The following is an 8,295-nucleotide window of genomic DNA, read 5'->3' as shown; positions in this document are numbered from 1 at the left end:
CCCCTTCGGGAGACGTCAGCGGAGGCAGCGTAAAATCGGTACGATTAACCAATAACCCAAAGACGAGGCCCAGCGGCCTGAGCGACCCAGAAGCCGGCCCCGCCAGAAAGTTGGAATTTATAAATAGCTTTAGAACTAACAAGGGCGTGTTGCGCTTGTCCCTTCGGGAAACACCCTGCAAAAGTGGATAACTACGCATTTTTTCCACTTTCCTCCTTTTTATTAAATCCGCAACCGATTCTGTAATCGCATAAAAATCAGTCGATTATTATTGAAAAAAGAACACATGTATATTTTTTTAAATTTCTCCACCTATTATGCACAGCACCCATAGTTTTTATCAGAAATCAGCCGTTTTACTGTATGTTCGCAGGTACTAAAATGGGTAGCAAGTGCGATTAAAATCATTAGAGATTAAAGGATTTAAAAGTTTTGCCGATAAAACGGTGGTAAGTTTCGACGAAGGGATTACCGGTATTATCGGACCTAATGGCTGCGGAAAAAGTAACATCATAGATAGTATCCGCTGGGTGATCGGGGAGCAGAAGATCTCCGCACTCAGGAGCGAGAACCTGGAAGCGCTGGTATTCAACGGAAGCAAGACCCGCAGTCCGAGCGGCCTTGCCGAAGTAAGTCTTACTTTCGAGAATACAAAGAATCTCCTTCCTACAGAATTCAGTACCGTAACCGTAACCCGCCGCTTTTACAAGAACGGTGAGAGCGAATACAGGCTCAACGATGTAACCTGTCGCCTTAAAGACATTCACAACCTTTTCCTGGATACCGGTGTAAGTACCGACAGTTATGCCATCATTGAACTGGGAATGGTAGATGATATCATCAAGGACAAGGAGAACAGCCGCCGCCGCATGCTGGAACAGGCTGCGGGCATCACTATTTACAAAACCCGTAAGAAAGAGGCCAAAAGCAAACTCGATGCAACCGAGCAGGACCTGGCGCGTATCGAAGATCTTTTGTTCGAGATCAACAACCAGCTGAAAACCCTGGAGAACCAGGCCAAGAAAGCGGAGAAGTATTTCGAGATCAAAAAAGATTATAAAGAGATTTCAGTAGAGCTTGCAAAAGCTTCGCTGGAAGGATTCAATACTACTTACAAAGAACTGAATGAGCAGCAGGAAACGGAGACCGATAAAAGGGTTCGCCTCGAAGCTGAGATCGCAACGGAAGAAGCGGCAATTGAACAGGAGAAAGTAGGTTTTATCGAAAAAGAAAGGGCTTTGCAGAGCATGCAGCAGGAGTTCAACGATTTGCTGCAGCAACTGAGAAGCAAGGAGAATGAAAAGAACCTCGCTACCCAGAAACTCCATTACCTGAAAGAAAAGGAAACCGGTCTGAAGGATTTCCTGGAGAAAGCGGAAGGGCAGCTGAAGACCATCGGCGATTCAATCGAATATACACAACAGCATGTAGGCGAAGAAGAAGCCAGGCTCAGCGAATTGCAGGATAAGGTAGATACTGCCAAAACGGATATCGAAGAAAAGCGCCGGATTTTTGATGAGAAAAGGAGTGGTGTGGATGTGCTCCGGACAAAATACCAGCAGATCCAGCGCAGCCAGTTCGATGCCGAGAAAAAAGTAGCCGTAGCGGATACTTCCATTCAGAACCTGCAGCGTGCCCATGCCCAGCTTGCGGAAGAGAAGCAGAACCGCGAATACCAGCTGCAGCAACTGGCAATAGAGCTTGCAGAAAAAGAAGAAACATTAGAAGGGAAACGCATAGACCTGCAGCAACTGCAGGAGCAGCACGAGCGTACAAAAGAGCAGATCTTCGAAACGCAGGGACAGCTGGAGCAATTACGCAACAGCCTCGCGGAAGAAAGCCGTAAACTGGATGCCCGCAAAAACGAACACGACCTGCTGAAAAGCCTGATCGATTCCATGGAAGGTTATCCGGAGAGTATCAAGTTCCTCCATAAGAACCCATCCTGGAACCACCAGGCGCCGATCCTTTCGGATATCATTTATGTAAAGGAAGAATATCGCGCAGCAGTAGAGAATGTGCTCGAGCCGTACCTGAACTATTATGTGGTGAAAAACCTGGAAGAAGGTTTACAGGCAGTGCACCTCCTCGATGCCAATAAAAAAGGGAAGGCAAACTTTTTCATGCTGGAGAAATTCGGCGACGTGAAAGTGGAAACCCACCAGCCTCCACATACGATCCGCGCTATGGATGTGATAGAAGTGGATACACAGTACAGGCAGCTGGCGGAATATCTCCTGGGTAATGTATATATCGGCGAAAATGAAGAAGCGCTGAGCAACAGCAACGGCGCAGTTGTACTGGAGAAAACCGGTAAATATGTAAAAGGAAAGTATACCCTCACCGGCGGAAGCGTTGGTTTGTTTGAAGGAAAAAAGATCGGGCGCGCTAAAAACCTCGAAAAATTACACGAAGAGATCGTGGCGCAGGAAGCGGTTGTAAACCAGCTGAAAGCGGATATTCAGGCAAGACATAACGAAGTGATCGCCTTCAATGAACAGTTGAAAGAACACGCGATCAAACAAACGGAGAACGAGATCAACCAGCTCACCAACCAGGTATTTGCTACCCGTAACCGGATCGAGAACCTGCAGGCCGCACAGCAGAACGCGCAGCAGCGGCTGGAAGATATCGAGGTCAGGCTGCAGGACGAGCAGGACGCTATCTCCGCTACGAGGGAAGAACTGGGCGAACTGAACGACCAGTTGCAGGCAACCGCAGAAGAAATGAAAATGGTAGAGCAGGATTACCAGCTCGCAGAACAGGAATACAATTACGCATCCGTTCAATATAACGACAGTAACCTGCAGCTGACACGCCAGCAGAGCAAGATCAGCTCGCTGAAACAGGAACTCGTGTTCAAGGAAAACCAATTGAACGACCTGCACCAGCAGATCCAGAGCAATACAGCCCAATTGTCTGAAGCCGCTGTGAATATCCGGGAAGGAGAAGAAGCGCTGAGCGGATCAGAGTCATTCCTGGTTGAGCTGTTACGTAAAAAAGAAGAAGAAGAGAAAAAACTGAATGAAGCAGACCAGGCTTACTACAACCTGCGTAATATCCTGCAGGAGAAAGAAAGCGAGCTGCGTCATAAAGTGAAGAGCAAGGAAATGATCGATCACCTGGTGACCGAAATCAAGGATAAACTGAATGAACTGAAGCTGCAGCTGGCGGGGATGAAAGAGCGTCTGAGCGTTGAGTTCAAGATCGAACTCGATGAAATCCTCGACCAGGCCCGTACCTCGGATACTGCTGTGGAAGAACTGCAGGCTGCTTCCGACCGTATGAAGAAAAGGCTGGAAAATATGGGCGAAGTAAACCCGACGGCCATTGAAGCTTATACGGAAATGAAGAAAAGGTATGAGTTCATCCTCGAGCAGAAGAATGACCTTGTTTCTGCAAAGGAAAGCTTGCTGCAGACCATCCAGGAAGTAGAAGCCACCGCAAACCAGCAGTTCCTCGACACTTTTAACCAGGTACGTGAGAACTTCCAGAAAGTGTTCAAGGCGTTGTTCACGGAAGAAGATACTGCAGACATGATCCTGGTGAATCCGGAGAACCTGGCCGAAACCGGTATCGATATCATCGCGAAGCCTAAAGGTAAAAGGCCTTCATCCATTACCCAGCTGAGCGGTGGTGAAAAAACCTTAACGGCAACTGCACTGCTGTTCTCTATTTACCTGATCAAACCGGCACCATTCTGTATCCTGGATGAGGTAGATGCGCCGCTGGATGATGCCAACGTAGGTAAGTTCACACAAATGATCAAGAAGTTCAGCGATAACTCGCAGTTCATTATTGTAACGCATAACAAACAGACCATGGGCGCTGTAGACGTGATCTATGGTGTTACCATGCAGGAGCCGGGCGTAAGCAAACTGGTTCCGGTAGACTTCAGAAGTCTTTCCAACTGATCTGTTCAACTATAAATTAAAAACGGTCCCAGGAAACTCCGGGGACCGTTTTTAATTTTAAGAGGATGATTATTTCAGATCCCACACCAGTGCCGAAGCGCCAAGAATGGCTGCATCGGATTCTTTCAGGTGGCTCACCAGGATTTTAACTTTATGCTGGTAGATGGGCAGTAAATTCTCTTCCATATGCTCCCTGGTCGGTTTCAGGATCATATCGCCGGCTTTGGTCAGACCGCCGAAGAGAATGATCGCTTCGGGACTGGAGAACATCACAAAATTAGCCAGTGCCATTCCCAGGATCTTACCTGTGAATTCGAAGATGCTTTTGGCAAGTTCGTCGCCTGCAATAGCGGCTTCATATACTTTTTTAGAGTCGATCTGGTCCTTGGGCACTTCACGTAAAATGCTTGGCTGATCACTGTTCTCGAGCATTTCAATAGCAGTGAGGCATACACCTGTGGCGGAAGCATAACTTTCAAGCGATCCTCTTTTGCCGGTTCCTTCATGTAAACGGCCTCCCGGAATGATCACACTGTGTCCCAGCTCGCCGGCATTGCCATCATGCCCGTAGATCAGTTTGCCGTTCGCAACAATGCCGCTGCCCACACCCGTGCCGAGTGTGATCATGATAAAATCCTTCATGTCTTTGGCCGCGCCATACATCATTTCGCCCAGTGCCGCTGCATTGGCATCATTGGTAAGTACAACGGGCAACTGGAAGATATCTTCTACCATCTTCGAAAAAGGAATAATGCCTTTCCAGGGAAGATTGGGCGCGTATTCGATCGTACCGGTATAATAATTCCCGTTGGGGGCACCGAGACCGATGCCTTTGATCCGACCTACGCCACCAGCCTGTTCGATGAATGGCATCACGCGTTTGTGCATTTCTTCAATGAAATGATTTACGTCGTTATAGCCCCTGGTAGGCATTTCACTGGAGAAAAGCAGGTTGCCCACGCGGTCTACGATCCCGAATTTGGTATTGGTGCCGCCGATGTCGATACCTACAGCAAGCTGTTCAAAATTTGTTTTTATTCTTGGCATTGGCAATGGTTAGGTCTGTACTTGATTAGTATTAAGGAATAAAAGCAATGCAGTTTCTGGCTGTAAAATAAAGAGAAATTAAAGACCTGCGCATTTTAAAAAGTAGAATTTGACGGAAAGCTTTTAGTTCCTAACTTGAAAAGCGAATATTCAAAACGACCGGCATGGAGATCATTCATATCAGTGCAGAGTGTTATCCCGTAGCAAAAGCAGGCGGGCTGGGAGATGTGGTAGGGGCGCTGCCCAAATACCAGTGCCGTGCCGGGCATGTGGCAAAAGTGATCATGCCCATGTACCGGACCAAATTCCTTTACGAGAATGAATGGGAAGTGCATTTTAAAAGCGCCGCCAACCTGGGCGACTGGCACTTCGATTATACCGTGATCAAGGAAAAGACCAACAAACTTGGTTTTGATCTGTACCTGGTGGATATCAATGGCCTGCTCGACAGGCATAAGATCTATGGCTATGCAGACGATACGGAGCGCTTCACTGCTTTCCAGGTGGCTGTGGTAAACTGGATCAGTAAATGGGAACACCGGCCTGATATTGTGCATTGTCACGATCACCACTCTGGTCTCATTCCGTTCATGATGCAGCATTGTTATGATTTCAGGCACCTGGCAGCCATTCCTACGGTACTGACCATTCATAATGCCGAATACCAGGGCTGGATGAGCTGGGATAAAAGCCGCTATATTCCGCGCTGGGATCTGTGGAAACGGGGCCTGCTCGATTGGGACGGAAACATCAACCCGCTCGCTTCAGGCATCAAGTGTGCGGCAAGGGTTACAACCGTGAGCAAGAGTTACATGGAAGAACTGCGGACGAGTGCAAAAGGCCTGGAGCGTTTGTTCGAGTATGAAAGAAGTAAATGTGTGGGAATTCTGAACGGGATCGATAACGAAGTATGGAATCCCGCAACTGACAAATACCTCACAGATCGTTTCGGAAAGAAAGATGTTGCAAAAGGCAAAAAGAAAAACAAGCAAACGATCTGCGAACGGTTTGGACTGGATAGTACCAAACCACTGTTTGTCTTTATTGGCAGACTGGTGGGAGAGAAAGCGGCGGATATCCTTCCCGGTGCCATAGAAATGGCCATCAGCAGTACTGCCGGCAAAGCATCTTTCCTGGTGCTGGGCAGCGGTGATACCACTATAGAATGGCAATTACAGCAACTGGCACTTTCCCGTAAAGGAATATTCCATGCGGTGATCGGTTATGATGAGGCATTGAGCCACCTGTTGTACGCTGGCGCGGATTTTTTACTGATGCCGAGCAGGGTAGAGCCTTGCGGACTGAACCAGATGTATGCGATGCGCTACGGTACATTACCCATGGTAAGGGATACCGGTGGTTTGCGTGATACGGTAACAGATATGGGCGATGGCGGGTTCGGGATCCGCTTCAAACATGCTACAGCGGCCGATCTTGATCATGCCATTAGTCGCGCAGCTGCTGTTTACAGCGATACCGTGCAGATAGATAAAATGCGTAAGCAAATGATGGATGCCGACCATAGCTGGGAAAGCACCGTCAGTCAATATATACAATTGTACCAGTCCGTGCTGTAACAGGCGCATTAACAAGATAGAAGCAACATATATGAACAATATTTCCAAATCAGTTCTCGCCGTGATCCTGGGCGGTGGTGCAGGTACACGTCTTTTCCCCCTTACAGCTGCAAGGTCGAAGCCGGCAGTACCTATTGCGGGTAAATACCGCCTGGTGGATATTCCTATCAGCAATTGCATCAACAGCAATATCAACCGCATGTTCGTGCTTACGCAGTTCAATTCTGCATCGCTGAACAAGCATATCAAGAATACCTACCTGTTCAGTGCATTCAGTACGGGTTTTGTAGATATTCTCGCTGCCGAACAAACACCCGATAACCCGGGCTGGTTCCAGGGAACGGCAGATGCGGTGCGGCAGTCGCTAAGGCATATTGTTAACCTCGATTTCGATTATATCCTGATCCTGAGCGGCGACCAGCTTTACCAGATGGATTTTACCGATATGCTCAATGCTCATAAGGATAAAGGAGCTGATATTTCCATAGCCACGATCCCTGTAAACGAAAGAGAAGCACCAGAATTCGGTATTCTTAAAACCAACGAGGAAAGCCTGATCACTTCATTTATAGAAAAGCCGGCCAAAGAATTACTGCCTCAGTGGGTAAGCAATACCGGCAGCGAGATGCAGGCGGCAGGCAGGAATTACCTGGCATCCATGGGAATCTATATTTTCGGCAAGGAGATCCTGTTCAGGTTATTGAACGAAGTGCACCCGAATGCCACAGATTTTGGAAAAGAGATCATTCCCGATTCCATTGAAAATTATAAAGTAGCCAGTTTCCAGTATGATGGTTACTGGACGGATATCGGTAATATCTATTCTTTCTACGAAGCCAACCTTGCGCTTACGCAGGATATTCCGCCTTTCAATCTTTTCGACAATACCAAAACCGTTTACAGCCGTGCGCGTATGCTGCCGCCGGCCAAGATCAGCGGAACTACACTGGAGAAGACTATTATTTCAGAAGGTTCTATCATCAATGCGAGTAAGATCGAGCAGAGTGTGGTAGGGATCCGTTCCCGAATCGGGCACGGTACTGTAATCCTGAATACTTATGTAATGGGGAACGATTATTATGAAACGATTGAAGAAATGCAGCAGGATATAAGCAAAGGGATCCCCCGCCTGGGTATCGGCGAACGCTGCTATATCAAAGATGCCATTATCGACAAAAACTGCCGGATCGGAAATGATGTGAAGATCATGGGCGGAAGCCATCTTGAGAACACGGATCACCCGCTGTACACAGTAAAAGACGGTATTGTGGTGGTAAAAAAGCTGGCCATATTACCGGATGGTTTTGTGATCTGAAGTTGAACGTCAACCTGGTGTTATAGGTTGATATTTCAAATTGATGTTGGTCAGGCGACCAACAACGGGAGATGAGTGAGGTTGTAAAATCGCAAACTTCTTCATTATGGCAGGAGCGCCTCTAGCTGAGTCCTTTCAGGAGATTGCCATAGGAGTGTCCGGAAACTTTAATAACAAATATATCTACCAGTCTTTGCAGAGGCCAAAGCAGCGCTGACGCAAAGAAGAGGCCCAGCGGCCTGAGCGACCCCAAAGCTGCACTCGCCTGAAGTTTGAATTTATAAACAGCTTCAGAAATAGCAAGTACGTGCTGCGCTGAGTCCCCTGCGGGAGACGTCAGCGGAGGTAGCGTAAAATCGGTATGATTAACCAATAACCAAAAGCTGCACTCGCCTGAAGTTTGAATTTATAATAGCTTCAGAAATAGCAAGTGCGTGCTGCG

At 47.7% G+C, this 8,295-nt stretch carries 5 protein-coding genes; 3 read left to right on the top strand and 2 right to left on the bottom strand.

The window, feature by feature from the left end; translation table 11 throughout:
* Window positions 1–208 (bottom strand): hypothetical protein (locus tag B5D42_RS18005; protein ID WP_217698833.1); only part of this gene is annotated, 208 nt, incomplete at its 3' end.
* Window positions 209–392: 184 nt separating this feature from the next.
* Here B5D42_RS18005 and smc point away from each other — a divergent pair.
* On the top strand, window positions 393–3,914 hold the full coding sequence (smc, locus tag B5D42_RS13800) for a chromosome segregation protein SMC (RefSeq protein ID WP_078832114.1): 3,522 nt from the start codon (window positions 393–395) through the stop codon (window positions 3,912–3,914).
* Window positions 3,915–3,983: 69 nt separating this feature from the next.
* Here the strand turns inward: smc and B5D42_RS13795 are convergent, their stop codons facing one another.
* A complete protein-coding gene (locus B5D42_RS13795) occupies window positions 3,984–4,961 on the bottom strand; it encodes an ROK family protein (protein ID WP_078832113.1) in 978 nt (325 codons plus the stop codon).
* Between the two features lie 164 nt (window positions 4,962–5,125).
* Here B5D42_RS13795 and B5D42_RS13790 point away from each other — a divergent pair, with 164 nt between their 5' ends.
* The gene (locus B5D42_RS13790; RefSeq protein ID WP_078832112.1) at window positions 5,126–6,538 is read left to right on the top strand and encodes a glycogen synthase; all 1,413 of its coding nucleotides are present in this window, start codon (window positions 5,126–5,128) and stop codon (window positions 6,536–6,538) included.
* 31 nt (window positions 6,539–6,569) lie between these two features.
* A complete protein-coding gene (locus B5D42_RS13785) occupies window positions 6,570–7,853 on the top strand; it encodes a glucose-1-phosphate adenylyltransferase (protein ID WP_078832111.1) in 1,284 nt (427 codons plus the stop codon).
* Window positions 7,854–8,295 lie beyond the last annotated feature (442 nt).

Origin of the sequence: Sediminibacterium ginsengisoli (genome assembly GCF_900167075.1) — a bacterium.
GTDB lineage: Bacteria > Bacteroidota > Bacteroidia > Chitinophagales > Chitinophagaceae > Sediminibacterium > Sediminibacterium ginsengisoli.
This window is presented reverse-complemented; position numbering and strand designations above follow the sequence as displayed.

Coding starts and splice junctions, on each gene's coding strand:
- B5D42_RS13795 (WP_078832113.1), bottom strand. CDS start 4,961: ATGCCAAGAATAAAAACAAATTTTGAACAGCTTGCTGTAGGTATCGAC.
- B5D42_RS13790 (WP_078832112.1), top strand. CDS start 5,126: ATGGAGATCATTCATATCAGTGCAGAGTGTTATCCCGTAGCAAAAGCA.
- B5D42_RS13785 (WP_078832111.1), top strand. CDS start 6,570: ATGAACAATATTTCCAAATCAGTTCTCGCCGTGATCCTGGGCGGTGGT.